The organism is Kitasatospora sp. NPDC097643 (genome assembly GCF_040302625.1).
In the GTDB taxonomy this organism is placed as follows: domain Bacteria; phylum Actinomycetota; class Actinomycetes; order Streptomycetales; family Streptomycetaceae; genus Kitasatospora.
Genome location: NZ_JBEOSA010000026.1, coordinates 1 through 15,028, shown reverse-complemented (window position 1 = coordinate 15,028; position 15,028 = coordinate 1). Strand labels below are relative to the sequence as shown.

At 70.3% G+C, this 15,028-nt stretch carries 13 protein-coding genes, 1 tRNA gene and 1 pseudogene; 3 read left to right on the top strand and 12 right to left on the bottom strand.

The window, feature by feature from the left end:
- Positions 1–16: 16 nt before the first annotated feature.
- Positions 17–1,474 (top strand): aldehyde dehydrogenase family protein, encoded by a 1,458-nt coding sequence (locus tag ABTY15_RS18305; RefSeq protein WP_350590503.1) that lies wholly within the window; start codon positions 17–19, stop codon positions 1,472–1,474.
- Between the two features lie 42 nt (positions 1,475–1,516).
- Here ABTY15_RS18305 and ABTY15_RS18300 read toward each other — a convergent pair whose 3' ends face one another.
- The 7 genes from ABTY15_RS18300 to ABTY15_RS18270 all read right to left on the bottom strand — a co-directional run bounded on the left by ABTY15_RS18300 (position 1,517) and on the right by ABTY15_RS18270 (position 9,700).
- Positions 1,517–2,464 carry an AraC family transcriptional regulator gene (locus ABTY15_RS18300; RefSeq protein WP_350590480.1) on the bottom strand — a complete coding sequence of 316 codons (948 nt, stop codon included), beginning with the start codon at positions 2,462–2,464 and terminating at the stop codon, positions 1,517–1,519.
- A gap of 20 nt (positions 2,465–2,484) precedes the next feature.
- Positions 2,485–3,411, bottom strand: a complete 927-nt coding sequence (locus tag ABTY15_RS18295) for an NADP-dependent oxidoreductase (protein WP_350590469.1) — start codon at positions 3,409–3,411, stop codon at positions 2,485–2,487.
- A gap of 140 nt (positions 3,412–3,551) precedes the next feature.
- Positions 3,552–4,115: a Uma2 family endonuclease gene (locus ABTY15_RS18290; protein ID WP_350590448.1), complete on the bottom strand. Its 564-nt coding sequence runs from the start codon at positions 4,113–4,115 to the stop codon at positions 3,552–3,554.
- An 82-nt stretch (positions 4,116–4,197) separates the two neighbouring features.
- On the bottom strand, positions 4,198–6,030 hold the full coding sequence (locus ABTY15_RS18285; protein ID WP_350590434.1) for a bifunctional metallophosphatase/5'-nucleotidase: 1,833 nt from the start codon (positions 6,028–6,030) through the stop codon (positions 4,198–4,200).
- A 268-nt stretch (positions 6,031–6,298) separates the two neighbouring features.
- Positions 6,299–6,919 (bottom strand): hypothetical protein, encoded by a 621-nt coding sequence (locus tag ABTY15_RS18280; protein WP_350590420.1) that lies wholly within the window; start codon positions 6,917–6,919, stop codon positions 6,299–6,301.
- Entirely contained in the window at positions 6,906–8,552 is a 1,647-nt protein-coding gene (locus ABTY15_RS18275; protein WP_350590410.1) for a VWA domain-containing protein, read from the bottom strand. The genes ABTY15_RS18280 and ABTY15_RS18275 overlap by 14 nt, the downstream gene beginning before the upstream one ends.
- A 68-nt stretch (positions 8,553–8,620) precedes the next feature.
- Positions 8,621–9,700 (bottom strand): hypothetical protein, encoded by a 1,080-nt coding sequence (locus ABTY15_RS18270; protein WP_350590403.1) that lies wholly within the window; start codon positions 9,698–9,700, stop codon positions 8,621–8,623.
- 280 nt (positions 9,701–9,980) lie between these two features.
- Between ABTY15_RS18270 and pyk the strand changes: the two genes are divergently transcribed.
- Positions 9,981–11,411 (top strand): pyruvate kinase, encoded by a 1,431-nt coding sequence (gene pyk, locus ABTY15_RS18265; RefSeq protein ID WP_350590395.1) that lies wholly within the window; start codon positions 9,981–9,983, stop codon positions 11,409–11,411.
- Between the two features lie 47 nt (positions 11,412–11,458).
- Here the strand turns inward: pyk and ABTY15_RS18260 are convergent, their stop codons facing one another.
- Together ABTY15_RS18260 and ABTY15_RS18255 are read right to left on the bottom strand one after the other, a co-directional pair.
- Positions 11,459–12,076, bottom strand: a complete 618-nt coding sequence (locus tag ABTY15_RS18260; RefSeq protein WP_502893530.1) for a helix-turn-helix domain-containing protein — start codon at positions 12,074–12,076, stop codon at positions 11,459–11,461.
- A 268-nt stretch (positions 12,077–12,344) separates the two neighbouring features.
- A tRNA-Leu gene (locus ABTY15_RS18255) sits at positions 12,345–12,430 on the bottom strand.
- 62 nt (positions 12,431–12,492) lie between these two features.
- Between ABTY15_RS18255 and ABTY15_RS18250 the strand changes: the two genes are divergently transcribed.
- Positions 12,493–13,182: an ANTAR domain-containing response regulator gene (locus ABTY15_RS18250; RefSeq protein ID WP_350590381.1), complete on the top strand. Its 690-nt coding sequence runs from the start codon at positions 12,493–12,495 to the stop codon at positions 13,180–13,182.
- A gap of 61 nt (positions 13,183–13,243) precedes the next feature.
- On the opposite strand, the gene ABTY15_RS18245 is transcribed toward ABTY15_RS18250, so the two are convergent.
- The 3 genes and pseudogenes from ABTY15_RS18245 to ABTY15_RS18235 all read right to left on the bottom strand — a co-directional run.
- Entirely contained in the window at positions 13,244–13,960 is a 717-nt protein-coding gene (locus ABTY15_RS18245) for an ABC transporter ATP-binding protein (protein ID WP_350590371.1), read from the bottom strand.
- The gene (locus ABTY15_RS18240; protein WP_350590976.1) at positions 13,957–14,763 is read right to left on the bottom strand and encodes an ABC transporter ATP-binding protein; all 807 of its coding nucleotides are present in this window, start codon (positions 14,761–14,763) and stop codon (positions 13,957–13,959) included. The genes ABTY15_RS18245 and ABTY15_RS18240 overlap by 4 nt, the downstream gene beginning before the upstream one ends.
- Positions 14,764–14,771: 8 nt before the next feature.
- A pseudogene (locus ABTY15_RS18235) lies at positions 14,772–15,028 on the bottom strand (branched-chain amino acid ABC transporter permease); the annotation flags it as partial.

The window sequence follows — 15,028 nt, the reverse complement described above, 5'->3', positions numbered from 1 at the left end:
GCACGAGAGGGATCGGATGTCGTACTTCTCCGACTTGGCGCTGCAGTACATCGACGGCGAATGGCGCAGCGGCAGCGGCTCCTGGGACATCGTCGACGTCGATCCCTACACCGGGGACAAGCTCGCCACCATCACCGTCGCCACCGTCGACGAGGTCGACCAGGCCTACCGGGCCGCCGAACGCGCCCAGCGGGTGTGGGCCGCCGCCAATCCGTACGCCCGGCGGCTGGTCTTCGAACGGGCGCTGCGCATCGTCGAGGAGCGCGAGCCGGAGATCGTCCAGGCGATCATGGCCGAGCTCGGCGGCACCGCGCTCAAGGCCGGGTTCGAGCTCGGCCTCGTCAAGGACATGCTGCGGGAGTGCCTGCACCTGTCGGTGAGCGCCGAGGGCCGGCTGCTGCCCTCCCCGGCGCCCGGCAAGGAGAACCGCCTCTACCGGCTGCCGGTCGGCGTGGTCGGCGTGATCAGCCCGTTCAACTTCCCGCTGTTCCTCTCGCTCAAGGCCGTCGCGCCGGCCCTGGCGCTCGGCAACGGCGTGGTGCTCAAGCCGCACCAGGAGACCCCGGTGGTCGGCGGCACCCTGATCGCCAAGATCTTCGAGGACGCCGGCCTGCCGCCCGGCCTGCTCAACGTCGTGGTCACCGACATCGCCGAGATCGGCGACGCGTTCATCGAGCACCCCGTGCCCAAGGTGATCTCCTTCACCGGCTCCGACCAGATCGGCCGGCACGTCGCGACCGTCGCCGCCGCGCACTTCAAGCGGACGGTGCTGGAGCTCGGTGGCAACAGCGCGCTGATCGTGCTGGACGACGCCGACGTGGACTACGCGGTCGACGCCGCCGTGTTCAGCCGCTTCGTCCACCAGGGCCAGGTCTGCATGGCCGCCAACCGGGTGCTGGTCGACCGCAGCATCGAGGCCGAGTTCACCGAGAAGTTCGTCGCCAAGGTCGCCTCGCTCACCGTCGGCGACCCGAAGGACCCGGCCACCCAGATCGGCCCGCTGATCAACGCCGTCCAGGCCGACAACATCGGCACGCAGGTCGACCAGGCGGTCGCGGCCGGCGCCACCGTGCTGCTGCGCGGCAGCACGGTCGGCAGCCTGATGGAGCCCGTGGTGCTCACCGGCCTGGCCGAGGACGCGCCGATCCTGCGGCGCGAACTCTTCGGCCCGGTCGTACTGGTGGTGCCCTTCGACGGCGAGGACGAGGCCGTCCGGATCGCCAACGACAGCCCCTTCGGGCTCAGCGGCGCCGTGCACACCGCCGACGTCGAGCGCGGTGTGCGGGTCGCGCACCGGATCGAGACCGGCATGATCCACGTCAACGACGGGACCATCGCGGACGAGCCGGCGGTGCCGTTCGGCGGGGAGAAGAACTCCGGGGTCGGGCGGCTCAACGGCGAGTCCACGGTGGACGCCTTCACCACGGTGAAGTGGATCTCCGTCCAGCACGGGCGGACGGCGTTCCCGTTCTGACGCTCCGTTCCCTGAAGGTCCTAGCAACGGGGTTCGGGCGGGTCACGCGGCGCGGGCCTCCCGGCGGTAGCCGCCGGGGGCCTGCCCGAACTCCCGCTTGAACGCCTTCGCGAAGGCGTACTCCGAGCCGTACCCGGTCCGGGCCGCCACCGTCGTCAGCGGCGCCTCCGACTCGCGCAGCAGCCGGGCCGCCGTGGTCATCCGCCAGCGGGTGAGGTACGCCATCGGCGGCTCGCCCACCATCGAGGTGAACCGGCGGGCGAACGCCGCCCGGGACAGCCCCGCCCGCTCCGCCAGCGACTCCACCGTCCAGGCCGTCGCCGGCGCCTCGTGGATCGCCGCCAGGGCCGGGGCCACCCCCGCGTCGCCGAGCGCCGCCGCCCAGCCCGCGGCCGTCGCGGGCGGCTGGTCCTCGAACCAGGCCCGCAGGATGTACAGCAGCAGCGAGTCGATCAGGGCCGGCACGATCCCGGTCGAGCCGATCCGCGGGTTCTCCAGCTCCGCGCCCAACAGCTGGACGGCGGCGGCCAGTTCGGGGTGGCGGCCGTGCCGGGTCTGGAGGTGGATGAGGGCCGGCAACTGGCGGACCATCGGGTGCGGGCGGCCCTGGTCCAGGTGGTAGTTGCCGCACAGCAGACTGGTGCGGGCGCCGGCACCGCCCAGCGAGACGGTGCCGATCGGCAGGCTGTCGTCCGCCCGGGACGCCTCGGCCGACACCGGCGGGGTGTCCGGGTGGTCGGCGAGGATGTGGCCGCGGCCGTCCCGCAGGAACACCACGTCCCCCGGGCTGAGCGGCACCGGCTCGCCGGGTTCCGGGCCGTGCTCCTGGGGGTTGAGCGGGATCAGCCAGCACGTCCCGTACAGGACGACGTGGAACCCGGCCCCGACCACCGGCGGCAGCCGCAGGGCCCAGGGCGCGCGGCCCTCGGTGCGGACGGAGGCGGGGTGCGCCGTCCGCATCGAGCCCAGTGCCTCGGTCAGGATGTCCAATGCCCCGCTCCTTCGCTTCCTCAGCCGACGGTGAGGACGACCTTGCCCTGGACGGTACCGGAGCCCACCAGCTCGTGCGCCGGGCCGGCCTCGGCCAGCGGGAAGGTCCGCGCGACGTGCGGGCGGATCCGGCCCTCGTCCACCAGGGCGGCGATCTCCTCCAGCGCCGCGTAGTCCGGCTCGACCGAGACGCCCGCGAAGCGCCGTCCGGCGGCCTCGACGGCGGCGGCCAGCTCCCGGTCGCGGTGCTCCATGATGCTCACCAGCACCCCGCCGGGCTTGAGCACCTCCAGCGCGCGGGTGCCCTCGGAGGAGGAGTCGAAGACGATGTCGACGTCCTTGACCGCCTCCGTGTAGTCGGTGGTGCGGTAGTCGATCACCTCGTCCGCGCCGATCTCCTGGAGGAAGGCGTGCTTGGGCTCGCTCGCCAGCGCGATCACGTACGCCCCACGGGCCTTGGCGATCTGCACCGCGAAGTGGCCGACCCCGCCCGCCGCCCGGTGGATCAGCACCCGCTGCCCCTCGTCGACCTTCGCCACGTCCACCAGGCCCTGCCAGGCGGTCAGCGCGGCCAGCGGCAGCGCGGCCGCCTGCACGTGGTCGATCGAGGCGGGCTTGCGGGCCAGCTGGCGGGACGGCGCGGCCACGTACTCGGCGTACGCGTTCGCGGCGCGCGGGAAGAACGGCATCCCGTACACCTCCTCGCCCACCCGGTACCGGGCACCGGGCGCGGCCTCCTCCACCACCCCGGAGAGGTCCCAGCCCACCGTGAACGGCGGCTCGCCCAGCAGCGGGAACCAGCCCGCCCGCACCGCCACGTCCACCGGGTTCACCCCGGCCGCCTTCACCCGCACCAGCACCTCGCCGCTCAGCAGCTCCGGGCGCGCCACCTCGGCGACCTCCAGGACCTCCGGCCCGCCGACCTCCCGCTGCACCACCGCACGCATCGCACTCACTCCCTGTCCGGTCCACAACCCAGGCCCCCCGTGGGGCCGTTCGCGATGACTCAACGATAGGGAGGGCGGGTGAGCGGCTGAATATCCTCCAGTCTCTCTCAGATGTCCGATCGTCTCGCCGAGCGAGTGGGTCAGACCGGGTAGCGGAGCAGGGTGTCGGTGGCGAGCTCGAAGTCGAACGGGGCCGGGATCGGCACCCGGTCGCCGAACTTGCCGGTCCACTGCTGGTGGTAGCCAGTGGCGGAGGGCTCGGAGTAGAGCGTGATGTCGCCGTTGCGCGGGTCGATCAGCAGGTACAGCGGGATGTCCATCAGCGGGTAGTCACGGACCTTGCCGACCAGGTCGTTCTCCGGGTTCGACGGGGAGACGATCTCCACTGCGATGGCGGCCTGCTCGGCGGGCACCTCGTTGCCGCCGGACTCGAGCACCGAGAGCGGGACGTAGGTGAGGTCGGGATTGCGTAGCTTGCCCACGTTGGGCGAGGCGAGATCGGTGTTCTCGCTCGCCATCATGTCGGCAGGTTCGTGTGCTTCGAACTGCCTGCGGACGAGCAGGAGGTTGCGCTGATGGATGACGGACGGACCGGCCATCATGATGATCTCGTCGCCGGAGATCTCGATCTTCCACCCGGCTGGAGGCGTCAGGCTCTGCGCGTACGCCAGCAACCGCGCGTGGCGCTCGGGGATCTCGCTCATGGCGCCATTCTTCCACCGCCCCGCACGCGGCGAGGCGCCGCCGGGCGGACGAGCCCGGCGGCGCCTCGAAGGGGAGCACCGATCAGAACACCGGCTGGCCGGCGCGGACGAGGCGCCAGGAGTTGGTGAAGAAGTCGGCCGGGTCGATGACGCCCTTGGCCTTCACCCAGGCGATCATCGTGTTGCGGATCTCGTCGGAGTTCGACCAGACCAGCTTGGCCTTCGCCACGTGCGGGAAGTTGCCGCCGCCGTTGGCGCGGTAGTTGTTGACCGCCAGGACGAACTGGGCGGCCGGGTCGATCGGCTTGCCCTGGAACGACAGGTTGACGATCCGCTGGCCCTTCGGCTGCGCGATGTCGATGTCGTAGCTCAGCCCGTACACCGAGTCGTAGTTGTAGTCGGGCGTGGTCTCGGCGCCGGTCAGCTTCTCCTTGTCCACCGCGGCGCCGGGGGCCAGCTGGTAGAAGTACTTCGCCGAGAACTCCAGGTAGTCCTTCAGCTCCGCACCCGTCAGGATGCGGGCCTCCAGGGTGTTCTCGTAGATGTACAGGCCGGCCGCGTCACGCAGCTTGACCTGGCCGGCCGGGATCACCGCGGTGCGGTTGAACGGCGCGGCCTGCGCCACCACCGGCAGGTTGGCGTACTGCCCGCCGGCCAGGGCCGCCTTCACGGTGTCGGCCTGGACGCGGCCGATCAGGTCGATGATCGGGGTCGCCTGGAACCGCGACTCGGCGATCGACAGCTCGGCCTTGCAGGTGCCGATCTGCTGGTTGACGTACGCCACGACCTTCTTGTGCTGGTCGGTGATCGCGTTGACGATCTCCGGGTTCTCCTCGGCGGTGTTGGAGTTCAGCACCCGCGAGGAGACCGAGAGGACCTTCCAGGCGCCGTCGACGAGCTCGACCTCGAAGTCGAAGCAGCTCAGGCGCTGGCCCCAGCACAGCGGCTCGGAGAGCACCACGGTCTTGCCGGTCTTCTTGTTGACGATCAGCCGCTGCGGCACCTCCTTGTGGGTGTGCCCCACCAGCACCGCGTCGATGTCCGGGACGGTCTCCGCCATCTCGCCCGAGGCGTCCTCGGGCCAGGGCAGCTGGTCGCCGTAGGTGGTCGGCTCGTCGATGCCGGAGTGCGCCGACACCACGATGACGTCCGCGCCCGCCGCCTTCATCCGCGGCACGTACTTCGCCGCCGTCTCCACGATGCCCGGGAAGACCATCTTGCCGGTGACGTTGGCCTTGTCCCAGATCGCGATGCCCGGGTTGGTGAGGCCGAGGATGCCGACCCGCAGCGGGCGGCCGCCGCCCAGGTGCAGTTCCTTGATGACGTACGGCGGGAAGGCCGGCTTCTCGTTCTTGGCGTGCAGGGCGTTGGCGCCCAGCAGCGGGAACTCCAGCTGGTCCTCGAAGGCCTTCACGGTGGGGATGCCGTAGTTGAACTCGTGGTTGCCGAGCGCGGCGGCGTCGTAGCCCATGAGGTTCATGGCGACGGCCATCGGGTGGTCGGGCACGGTGTCGCCGTCGGTGGCGATCGGCTCGACGCGGGCGTAGTAGTAGGTCAGCTGGGTGCCCTGGATGATGTCGCCGGAGTCGATCAGCAGGCAGCGGTTCCAGCCCTTCTCCTCGCGGACCTGGTTGGCCAGGGTGGAGATCTTGGCGAGGCCGACGGCGTTGTGCGCCTTGTCGGCGTAGACCGCGTCGGTGAAGTAGTCCCAGTTGAGCACCCGGCCGTGCAGGTCGGTGGTGCCCATGACGGTGAAGGCCTGCTTGTGGCTCTTGCCCTTGGCCTGCGCCTGCTCCGGGCCCGGCTCGGCGGCCGCGGCGGGGGTGGCGGCGGCGAGGCCGGTCCCGCCGACGAGGGCGGCGCCGGCGGCGGTGGCGGCGGACCGGGTGACGAAGTCACGACGGTTCAGGGACATGGACGACTCTCCCGGGTGGGGACTGACGGGCGGATGGACCGTCAACTGGTGTTCATGGGGCATGCGTGAGCGCGGTGACGCGCGTAGAGGAACGCGCGTAGAAGTCTGCCGTGCGGGCCCCGCCGATGGATAGCCCTCCGACGTTTCCAACAGGTGAGATCTTGGCGACTCGTTCGTGACCGGGGTGGGCGGGGGTCGGGGTGGTATGACGGCGGTTCGGCGGGTCAGGCGAGGTCAGGTCAGCTCAGGTTTGGTCGGCTTCGGTGGGTCAGGCGAGGTCGGCGGCCAGCCGGTCCACCTCCCGGGCGAGCTCGGCCTCCGGGTCCGGCGCGTCCGGGCCCGCCCACGGCTGCCAGGTCCGGGCCCGCAGGTAGCCGGCGACCGCGACCGGCAGCCGGTGCCGCACGATCCGCTCCGCCACCGGGCCCGACCCGGCGGCGCGCAGCGCGTCCACCAGGTCGTCCACCTTGGCCGAGGGCGGCAGCTCCGCCGAGTCCAGGTACGCGGCCAGCGCCTCCAGCTCGGGGTCGGGGCGCGGCGCGGGGGGCGGGGCCGTGGAGCCGGCCGAGACCCCGGAGAGCCCGGAGGCCCCGGAGATGCCGGAGAGCCCGGAGATGCCGGAGATCCCGGAGGCCTCCGGTACCGGCGGCTGTGGGGTCGGGTTCGGGGGCTGCCGGGAGCCGTCGGGGTCCTTCGGACCGGGCGTCAGCAGCGCGCCGATGCCGTACAGCCCCACCACCACCCCCGGCCACAGCGACCCGCCCAGCCCGGCGATGTGCAGCCCGACGCCCGCGATGGCGCCGCCGAAGCCCACCAGGTTCCTGGTCGACTCCAGGTACCGCCACACCCGCCGGCCCACCCCCGGGCGGCCGCCCTCACTGGTAGCCACGGATCTCCTCGAACGCCCCGTCCAGCGAACCCGACCCGTCGAACAGCTTCCCGCCGCTCAGCTCCGCCACCCCCTGCAACTGGCTCACCGCCGCCTCCCCGAACTTGATCGGGAACACCGGGATGGCCTTCTGCGCCGGCGACAGCCCCGCGTGGAACGACCGGAAGTCGTTGTCCGTGGCGCCCTCGTTGCTCTCCCCGTCCGTCATCAGCACGATCGAGGTGAACCGGTCGTCCCCCGCCGCCTGCTGCTGGCGCTGGATCACCCGGTACGCCTCCTCCAGCGAGTCGTACAGCGCCGTCCCGCCCGAGGCCGACAGCGACTGCACGTCCGCGTTGATCGAGGCCAGCTCCGCCTGCGGGCCCGGCTGGCTACCGGAGGGCGGCACCACGTGCGTCTTCGTCGACTTCACCTTCGACGCGAAGGAGATCAGCGTCACCTCCTCACGGTTGCGGAACCGGCGCACCCCGCGGGTGTCGTCCGCGCCGGTCAGCCGGCTCAGCGCCGCCTTCAGCGCGGCGATCCGCGACCCGTCCATCGACCCCGAGGTGTCCAGCACGTACACCGTCCGGGACGGCCGGCGCAGGTCGTTCTGGTACGAGGCCAGCAGCCCGTCCGCCACCGCCCGGCTGCCCGGGAACGGCAGCTCCCGCCGCCGGTCCGCCGGCAGGCCCGCCGCCGGGGACACCCCCGGGGTCACCGGGCGGCGCAGCGTCGTCTCCGAGATCCGCTTCTGCACGTCCTCCTTGAGCAGGTACGCGGTCAGCTTCTGGAAGGAGTCCCGCTCCCGCTGCGCCGAGGAGGCGAGCAGGGACAGCGGGTAGTCCGCCGACACCACGCCGTCCACCGGGCGGATCACCGTCAGCTGCTGGTCCGGGGAGAGCGTCTTGTTCAGGGAGAGCAGCACCGACTCGTAGTTCACCAGCGCCCCCACCTTGCCGGGCTCGGCCCGGGTGTAGGCCTGCGCCAGCCAGCCGGAGGAGCCGGAGGTGAGCTTCTGACCGGTGAAGAACTGCTTCAGCTGCGGCGAGGCCTTCTGCACGTCCGCCTCGGTCAGCGCGGCGCCCGCGCCCGAGAAGGCCGCGGCGACCGCGACCAGCGTCGAGAAGCCCGAGTTCGAACGGGACGGGTCGGCCATCCCGTACGCCAGCTTCCCGGCCGAGGCGGCGTCCCCGATCTGCGCCCAGGTGACCTTCGAACCGTCGCCCCAGCCGAGCTCGTTGAGCACCGAGGAGCGCACGCCCACCGCCACCGGCGAGACCATCACCGGGGTCTCGGAGAGCACCTTGGACTTCCCGGTGTCGTCCAGCCGCAGGTACTGGTTGGACGGGAACCAGACGGCGTCGTACTTGCCGTCCGCCCGGCCGCTGGAGACCGCGTCCGCGCCGTCCAGCGAGCCCGTCCAGGAGAACTGCACGGTGATCCCGGTGGCCTTCTTCGCGTCCTCCAGGATCGGCGCGAGGTCCTGGAGTTCACTGCCGGCGAGGACCCGCAGCACGCCCGCCTGGGCGGTCTGCGGGGGTGGGTCGGTCACCTTCGGGCCGGGCGGGGTGGCGTCGGAGGTGCAGGCGGTGACCGTCACCAGGACGGTGCCCAGGGCGGCGGCGAGCAGGCGCCAACCCTTCTGCCGCACGGGGGCGTTCGTCGCTTCGTTCGTGACGTCGTTCGTGGCGTTGTTCGCAGGGGCATTCACGGGGGCGTTCACTGGGCCTTTCCCTTGGCGGCCTTGATCAGCCTGGTCAGGACGTCGGGCACCGGGATCGGCGGCTGGTTCACCTTCGCGGCCGTGAGGTTCGGGGCGAAGGCGGGCGTCTTGCCCTTGACCAGCGCGGCGAACGCGTCCGGGTCGTCCTGCGGACGGAAGCCGTACCGGGCCTCCAGCCGGCGCAGTTCGGGGTTGTCGCGCAGCTGGGCGGCCAGCTTCCGGCCGTTGTCGGTGCGGCTGACGATGGTGTGGTCGGTGTAGATGGTGGTGTCCGGGTACAGCACCACCATGTCGCCGGTCGGCTCGCCCTTCAGCACCAGCGCGGCGGCCTGCGACTCGTAGGCCAGCACCAGCGGGTTGCCGACCCCGGCCAGGAACCGCTTGAACGGCTCGTCGCTGCTGCTCTGCTGGCCGCCCTGGAGGGCGGTCGCGGTGTACAGCACCTTCTTGGTGTTGTCGATGCCGGTCTGGTCGAAGACCACCTGGCGGTTGTTCAGGAGGTAGGACAGCAGGGCGATGTGCAGCGCGCCCGAGGAGCTGGTCTCCGGGTCGGTGGTGGTGAGGAACACCGGGCCCTTCAGCTCCGCGTGGTCCTTCGCGCCGGTGAGATCGGGCCAGGTGCTGCCGGCCTTCAGAGCGGCCACGTAGGCGTCCATCCTGAACGTCCACAGCCCGGTGGACTCGTCCAGCGTGGCCAGGTTGTTCTGCCTCAGGACGTCCGCCACCGGCCGGTGCGCGAGGATCACCAGCGGGGAGTAGAACGGCTGGACCGGGACCTCCTTGATGCCCCACGCGTCGCGCAGCTTGTCGGCCGGCGGCTGGCTGGCCGGGAAGGCGAAGTCCCGCTTCGTCTCGCCGTCCATCAGCCAGGAGCCGACGCTCTCCACGTTCACCTTCAGGCCCTGCTTGGCCAACTCGGCGACGACCTGCGGATCCTGGAAGAAGTCACGTTTCTCCGAGCCGATCAGGCCGGAGACCTCGACGACGTCCTTGTCGTCGTCGCCCTCGGGGAACAGCGCGTACGTCACCCCACCCGCCAGGACCAGTGCCATCAGGATCACCAGCGCACGTCTCATACCGAACGCTCCCCTCGTCCGCTACGTCCGTCCGGGTGGTCACCCGGGGGTGACGAGCGTCCCGCCGGGCGAGGAGCACCAGCCGAAGCAACGGTGAACTACGGGTTAACACCCCTTCACGGAATCGCATCGACGGGCAGCGCCCGCGGGGCTTCCGAACCGGTGCTCGCACACCGGTCCGAGGATGTGTCAGATTGTTCAACTCGCCTTCCGGCAAAGGTCATCCCGCGGTCCGGACCCGCCTCGTGGTTACGCGCCGGTAATGCCTACTCTCAGCACTATGCGCCGAGCAAAAATCGTCTGTACCCTCGGGCCCGCCACCGACTCGTACGACCAGATCAAGACCCTGGTCGACGCCGGAATGGACATCGCCCGCTTCAACCTCAGCCACGGCTCCCACCTCGAACACGAGGAGCGGTACCGCCGGGTCCGCAAGGCCGCCGACGAGACCGGCCGCAGCGTCGGCGTCCTCGTCGACCTTCAAGGCCCGAAGATCCGCCTCGACACCTTCGCCCACGGGCCGGTACTTCTCGAACGCGGCGACGAGTTCACCATCTCCACCGACAACGGCGTCGTGGGGGACAAGGACATCTGCGGCACCACCTACCCCGGCCTGGCCGGCGACGTCTCCCGCGGCGAACGCATCCTGGTCGACGACGGCCGCGTCACCCTGGAGGTCCTCTCGGTGGACGGGCCCCGGGTGCGGTGCCTCGTCATCGAGGGCGGACTCGTCTCCGACCACAAGGGCCTCAACCTCCCCGGCGTCGCCGTCTCCGTCCCCGCGCTCAGCGACAAGGACGTCGCCGACCTGCGGTGGGCGCTGCGCACCGGCGCCGACCTCGTCGCGCTCTCCTTCGTCCGCAGCGGGCGCGACATCGAGGACGTGCACCGGATCATGGCGGAGGAGGGGCGGTACGTCCCGGTCATCGCCAAGATCGAGAAGCCGCAGGCGGTCGACAACCTGGACGCCATCGTGGACGCCTTCGACGGCATCATGGTGGCCCGCGGCGACCTCGGCGTGGAGATGCCCCTCGAAGAGGTCCCGCTGGTCCAGAAGCGCGCCATCAAGCTCGCCAAGCGCAACGCCAAGCCGGTCATCGTCGCCACCCAGATGCTCGACTCGATGATCAACGCCTCCCGGCCGACCCGGGCCGAGGCCTCCGACGTCGCCAACGCGGTGCTGGACGGCACGGACGCGGTGATGCTCTCCGGCGAGACCTCGGTCGGGAAGTTCCCGGTCGAGACCGTCAAGACCATGAGCCGCATCATCGCGGCCGCCGAATCCGACATCCTCGCCGCCGGCCTCCCGCCGCTCACCACCGGCAGCAAGCCGCGGACCCAGGGCGGCGCCGTCGCCCGCGCGGCCGCCGAGATCGGCGACTTCCTCGACGCCAAGTACCTGATCGCCTTCACCCAGTCCGGCGACACCGCACGCCGGTTGACCCGCTACCGCTCGCCGATCCCCGTCCTCGCCTTCACCTACGAGCCGGCCGTCCGCAGCCAACTCGCCCTCACCTGGGGCGTCGAGACCTTCCTCGGCCCCTTCGCCCCCACCACCGACCAGATGGTCGAGCAGGTCGACGCCGCACTGCTCTCCCTCGGCCGCTGCCAGAAGGGCGACATCGTCGTCATCACGGCAGGCTCCCCACCCGGCCTCGCCGGCTCCACCAACCTCGTCCGCGTCCACCACGTGGGGACCCTGGACAACTGAGCGGCCATCGACGGTGCGGCCCTTCCCGGGGAAGGGCCGCACCGCTGTCAGTACTTGGGGCCGATGTGGGCGTCCATGAGGGCGACGGAGTCCTTGCGGGCGATGGAGATGTTGATGCCGCTGTTGGACCGGGCGGCGGCCTTCCAGTGGACGCCGACGGCGTCGAGGGTGGCGGTGAAGAGGCCGATGATGTCGGTCGAGGTGTTGGTGAAGAAGTACCGCGGGTACTCGTAGCGCTTCTTGACGCCGTTGACCGTGCGGGTCGCCCAGTTGGTGATGCGACAGCCGTCGGAGTGGATCAGGCCGCGCAGGAACTCCCACGAGTGGGCGTCGACGATCTCCTGCTGCCAGGGCGCCAGGGCTATGACGCGCTCGTGTTTCTTGCCGGGGCCGTGCTGGGGGAAGTAGCAGGTCAGGTGATTCGAGTAGACCTTGACGTCGTGGCAGCCGGTTCGCCGGACCCGGCAGGGCTTGTTGTTGGGGAGGACCTGGCGCATGGCCTGCTCGACGGAGTCCATGATTCCCGGCCAGTGGTCGTCACAGGTGATCTGAAGGCTCTGCGTTCGGCGGTACTCGTTGGGCATCAGGATGTGGCCGTCGCCGAGGTAGAGGCCGAGCAGATAGGCATAGGCGGGGCGGTTCAACTCGTCGCCGTAGCAGTGCATGCAGGCGGAACGCTTGCGGTCGGGGAGTTGGCTGCGCTTGGCGAGGTCCTGGTGCTTCCACCAGGAGACCGTGCCCTTCGGGACACCGAGACGGCGGGCAACCTCGGCGTTGCGGTGCCTCGGCGGAGTAGGTGAACAGCTTGTTCGCGCACGGAAACTGTGGTCATGTGCGCCAGAGTGAGACGAGTCAAAGTGGATGGTGGACGTCTTAGGTCTGATCCACTAGATGGGGTGAATTTCCCGCAGCCTGGGAATATAAGAAAAATTCTGGTGCCGAGTGTGGGATTCGAACCCACAAGCCCTTTCGGGCAATCGCTTTTGAGGCGATCGTGTATGCCCTTCCACCAACCCGGCAAGTTCGCGCCCGTGAAGGATACCCTGTGAGCGCGGTTGAGCGCAGCTAGGTACCCTCGTGCATGCAGTACCCCGCCGGAACTAGGAGCCCCGTGAGCACCGCCGACGAGCAGGCACAGCCGCTTGAGACCGATACGCCCCAGATCACGCGGATTGTGATCGCCGAGGACGAGGCGCTGATCCGCCTTGACCTGAAGGAGATGCTCGAAGAGGAGGGGTACACCGTCGTCGGGGAAGCGGGCGACGGCGAGACGGCGGTGCGGTTGGTGGAGGAGCTGAGGCCGGATCTGGCGATCTTCGACGTGAAGATGCCGGTTCTGGACGGGCTCTCGGCCGCTGAGCAGATCCACGAGAAGCACCTGGCGCCGGTGCTGATGCTGACCGCGTTCTCGCAGCGGGAGCTGGTGGACCGGGCCCGTGACGCGGGCGCGATGGCGTACATCGTGAAGCCGTTCTCCAAGTCGGACCTGGTGCCGGCGATCGAGATGGCGGTGTCGCGGTACACCGAGATGCGGGCGCTGGAGAAGGAGATCGGGGACCTCACCCAGCGGCTGGAGACCCGGAAGCTGGTGGACCGGGCGAAGGGCGTGCTGCAGACCAAGTTCGGGCTGACCGAGCCGGCCGCGTTCCGGTGGATCCAGAAGACCTCGATGGACCGTCGGATGACGATGGCGGCGGTGGCCGAGGCGGTCATCGAGGAGGGCGAGGCCCAGGACCGCAAGAAGGCCGAGGACGCGGCCCAGGGGGAGTAGTACCAGGAGGAACGACTGAGGGCCCCGTCCCCCCGGACGGGGCCCTCAGCGTTGCGCGGGGTCAGTCCTCGCCGAGGTAGGCCTTGCGCACGGACTCGTCGTGGAGGAGGTCGGCGCCCGTCCCGGTGAGGACGATGCGGCCGGTCTCCATGACGTAGCCCTGGTCGGAGAGCGACAGCGCGGCCTGGGCGTTCTGCTCGACGAGCAGGATGGTGGTGCCGCCGGCCTTGAGTTCGACGATGGTCGCCATGATCTTCTGCATCATCAGCGGCGACAGGCCCATCGACGGCTCGTCGAGCATGAGCAGCTTGGGCTGGCTCATCAGGGCCCGGCCCATGGCGAGCATCTGCTGCTCGCCGCCGGACAGGGTGCCGGCGGCCTGCTTGCGGCGCTCGCCGAGGATGGGGAAGAGGCCGTAGGCCCGTTCCACGTCGGCGGCGATGCCGGCGGTGTCGGTGCGCAGGAAGGCGCCGAGGAGGAGGTTCTCCTCGATCGTCATGCGCGGGAAGATGTGCCGGCCTTCGGGGGAGTGGGCGAGGCCGAGGGACACGATCTTGTGGGCGGGGACGACGGAGAGGTCCTGGCCGTCGAAGGTGATCTTCCCGCTGGTGGGCTTGAGCAGCCCGGACAGGGTGCGCAGGGTGGTGGTCTTGCCGGCGCCGTTGGTGCCGATGAGGGTGGTGACCTCGCCCTGGTTGACGGTGAAGCTGATGCCCTTGACGGCCTCGATCTTGCCGTAGGCGACGCGGAGGTCCTCGACCTCAAGGAGCGCGGTCACTGGTGGTCCTCCGGAGCGGTGGTGCCTTCGAGCGGGGCGCCGAGGTAGGCGGTGATGACGCGTTCGTCGTTCTGGACGGTCTCGCGGTCGCCTTCGACGATCTTCTGGCCCTGGACGAGGACGGCGGTCCGGTCGCAGAGGTTGAAGATGAAGCGCATGTCGTGCTCGATGACGAGGATGGAGATGCCGCGGTCGCGGATGGCGAAGACGAGTTCCTCGGCGGCGCGGGTCTCCTGGGGGTTCATGCCGGCGGTGGGCTCGTCGAGCAGCAGGAGGCCCGGTTCGGAGGCGAGGGCGCGGGCGATCTCGAGCTTGCGCTGCTCGCCGTACGGGAGGTTGCGGGCGAGGTGGTCGGCCTTGTCGGCGAGGCCGGTGAAGGCGAGGAGTTCCATCGCCTTCTCGCGGCTGGCGGCTTCGGCGCGGTGGTAGCCGGGGCCGCGCAGGATGGCGGAGAAGATGCCTTCCTTGGTGCGGGTGTGCCGGCCGACCAGGACGTTCTCCAGGACGGTCATGTTGGCGAAGAGCCGGATGTTCTGGAAGGTGCGCGCGATGCCGGCCTGGGTGACCAGGTGGGGCTTGGGCGGCAGGACGGTGTCGCGGTAGCGGACGACGCCCTCGGTGGGGACGTACAGGCCGGTGAGGCAGTTGAAGAAGGTGGTCTTGCCGGCGCCGTTGGGGCCGATGAGGCCGATGATCTCGCCCTCGCCGACGGTGAGGGAGACGTCGTTGACGGCGGTGAGGCCGCCGAACCGCATGGTGACGTTGGAGACTTCGAGCAGGGGCCGGGCCGTGGTGGTGGTCATCTGGCTGGTCACGCCCCTGCCTTGGTGAGTGCTGCGGCGTCGCCGGTGGGCTGGGCCGGGATGGCGGCCTCGTGGAACTCGAGCTGCTGGCGCCGGTTGGGGATGAGCCCCTCGGGGCGGACGCGCATCAGGACGATGAGGGCGGCGCCGAAGGCGAGCAGCTGGTAGTCGGAGAGGAATTCGAGCTTCTTCGGGATGAGGAAGAGCAGGGTGGCGCCGGCGAGCGGGCCGCTGATGGTGCCCATGCCGCCGAGGATGACCGCGG

What these genes read in the sequence shown, in the direction of transcription:
- ABTY15_RS18305 (WP_350590503.1), top strand. Translation starts at nt 17, where the DNA reads ATGTCGTACTTCTCCGACTTGGCGCTGCAGTACATCGACGGCGAATGG.
- ABTY15_RS18295 (WP_350590469.1), bottom strand. Translation starts at nt 3,411, where the DNA reads ATGCGTGCGGTGGTGCAGCGGGAGGTCGGCGGGCCGGAGGTCCTGGAG.
- ABTY15_RS18290 (WP_350590448.1), bottom strand. Translation starts at nt 4,115, where the DNA reads ATGAGCGAGATCCCCGAGCGCCACGCGCGGTTGCTGGCGTACGCGCAG.
- ABTY15_RS18285 (WP_350590434.1), bottom strand. Translation starts at nt 6,030, where the DNA reads ATGTCCCTGAACCGTCGTGACTTCGTCACCCGGTCCGCCGCCACCGCC.
- ABTY15_RS18270 (WP_350590403.1), bottom strand. Translation starts at nt 9,700, where the DNA reads ATGAGACGTGCGCTGGTGATCCTGATGGCACTGGTCCTGGCGGGTGGG.
- pyk (WP_350590395.1), top strand. Translation starts at nt 9,981, where the DNA reads ATGCGCCGAGCAAAAATCGTCTGTACCCTCGGGCCCGCCACCGACTCG.
- ABTY15_RS18260 (WP_502893530.1), bottom strand. Translation starts at nt 12,076, where the DNA reads ATGCACTGCTACGGCGACGAGTTGAACCGCCCCGCCTATGCCTATCTG.
- ABTY15_RS18250 (WP_350590381.1), top strand. Translation starts at nt 12,493, where the DNA reads ATGCAGTACCCCGCCGGAACTAGGAGCCCCGTGAGCACCGCCGACGAG.
- ABTY15_RS18240 (WP_350590976.1), bottom strand. Translation starts at nt 14,763, where the DNA reads ATGACCACCACCACGGCCCGGCCCCTGCTCGAAGTCTCCAACGTCACC.